Below are 1835 nucleotides of genomic sequence, written 5' to 3'. Positions count from 1 at the left end.
CGCATGCCCCGCCCGCATGCCACGCCCGCATTCCCTCGCCCCACAACGGGTAGGCGACGGCCCGGGCACGGACGTAAGGGCCGGGGCACGGACGTACCGGATGCTTCCGCACCCGCGTGCAACCTTCCGGCATACCCGGTCGTCTCACCCACATCAGCGTTGCACTGTCAAACACTGTCAAGGGGGACAACATGCGACGTACGGGAGCGGCAGTGGCGGCACTCGTCCTCGCGGGCACCGCGCTGGGGGCGGCCGCGAGCACGGCGGGCGCGGCACCGGCCAAGGCAACGGCGGCCGCGGCCTGCCCGACGGGCTGGGGCAGCGGTGCCAAGGGCGGGGAGGCCACGGGCGCCGAGCCGCTGGACGACATCAGGACCGGTCGGCACGACTGCTACGACCGCATGGTGTTCGACATCCCCGGCGGCGGCAGCGACATCGGCTACTACGTCAGCTACGTCGACCGGCTCTACCAGGACCCCTCGGGTGAGTACATCCCGGTCAAGGGCGGGGCCATCCTCGACATCCGCGTGGGCGCGCCCAGTTACGACCCGGAGACCGGCACGGCCGCGTACCCGGGAGTGGTGGGACGTCCTCTGCCCGGCGTGAACATCACCGGCTACAGCACCTTCCGGGACACCCGGTTCGGCGGCAGTTTCGAGGGCCAGACGCAGGTCGGTCTCGGTGTCCGCGCCCGGCTGCCGTTCCGGGTGATCCAGTTGTCCGACCGCCTGGTGGTCGATGTGGCCCACAGCTGGACGAGCTGACCGTTCCTGAAGACCGAATGGGAGTGAGTCCTGTTGCCAGGACTCACTCTCAGCTGAGCGCCCCGAAGACCGCGGTCACCGACCCGCCCGGCCCAGCATCGCGGAGACCGCCGCGCCGGACGACGCCATGACCTCGGTCACGAACCGCGGGCGCCCGACGCCGAGCCGGCGCAGGGCCGCGCCGTGGTCGGCGGCGACGACGAGGGAGACGGCGCAGAGGAGGAGCTGCCACAGGGCCGTCACCGGGCGGCGCAGCGGGCGCGGCAGTTCCGCGAGCGAGGCGTGCAGCCGTACGCAGTGGAACGGCACGTGGCGCTCCTCGTCGGCCAGGATCCGGCCCGCCACCTCCGAGGTGAGCGGGTCGTCGGTACCGTCGCGCAGCGCCCGGTAGTACCGCAGCGCCACCATCTCCGCGACCATCAGCACCAGCAGCTCCAGGCGCAGGCCCATGAGGCGGCGCAGCCGTACGAAGACCCTGTCGCTCCAGTGGCCTGCCAGCGTGGGGGCGCCGCCCGCGGCCAGCAGCCGGGCCAGCAGCCGGGCGTGGTTCTGCTCCTCGGCGACGAACAGCCGGACCGCCCGCGCGTAGTCGGGGTCCCCGGCGCGGTCGGCCTTGGCGATGAGGTTCGCGCCGTCACCGTCCTCGCCGACCTGGAAGCGCTGGACGCTCGCCCGGACCGCCGGGTGCAGGGTCGCACCCCGCCCCCACTCGGGGTCGCCCCGCTCGCGTCTGCGCTCGTCCTCGTCCTTGAACTGCCGTGTCCACTCGGCGTATCCGCCCGTACCCACCTGGTCTCCCTTCCGGAGAAGGAGGACGCCCGGCCGGTACGGAACCGTTCCGCGCCCCGGCGCCCTGTCAGCCGCCGTCCAGCCGTGCCAGTTCCTCCCGCGTCAGGGTCAGGGCCGCCGCCCGCGCCGAGGAGCGGGCCGTTTCCGGGCGGGTGGCGCCCGGAATGGGGATGACGTGCGGGGAGTGGGACAGGTGCCAGGCCAGGCAGATCTCCTGGGGGGTGGTGCCGCGTTCCCCGGCCACGGCGTGGAAGGGGGTCGGCGGACTTTTCGGCCGTGGTG

3 protein-coding genes are annotated in these 1835 nt (G+C 73.1%); 1 reads left to right on the top strand and 2 read right to left on the bottom strand.

Annotated elements, in window-relative coordinates; all coding sequences use genetic code 11:
• Positions 1-191: 191 nt before the first annotated feature.
• Positions 192-764, top strand: coding sequence for an AMIN-like domain-containing (lipo)protein (locus FNH04_RS45550; protein ID WP_152792082.1), 573 nt, complete (start codon positions 192-194; stop codon positions 762-764).
• 75 nt (positions 765-839) lie between these two features.
• On the opposite strand, the gene FNH04_RS45545 is transcribed toward FNH04_RS45550, so the two are convergent.
• Positions 840-1553, bottom strand: coding sequence for a ferritin-like domain-containing protein (locus tag FNH04_RS45545; protein ID WP_322725740.1), 714 nt, complete (start codon positions 1551-1553; stop codon positions 840-842).
• A gap of 67 nt (positions 1554-1620) precedes the next feature.
• Positions 1621-1835, bottom strand: a 215-nt coding sequence (locus FNH04_RS45540; RefSeq protein WP_194237051.1) for an aldo/keto reductase, incomplete at its 5' end; no start/stop codon positions are given.

Source organism: Streptomyces phyllanthi (assembly GCF_009377205.1).
Lineage (GTDB): Bacteria > Actinomycetota > Actinomycetes > Streptomycetales > Streptomycetaceae > Streptomyces > Streptomyces phyllanthi.
Note: the sequence above shows the minus strand (reverse complement) of the source record. Positions and strands in the feature narration are given on the sequence as shown.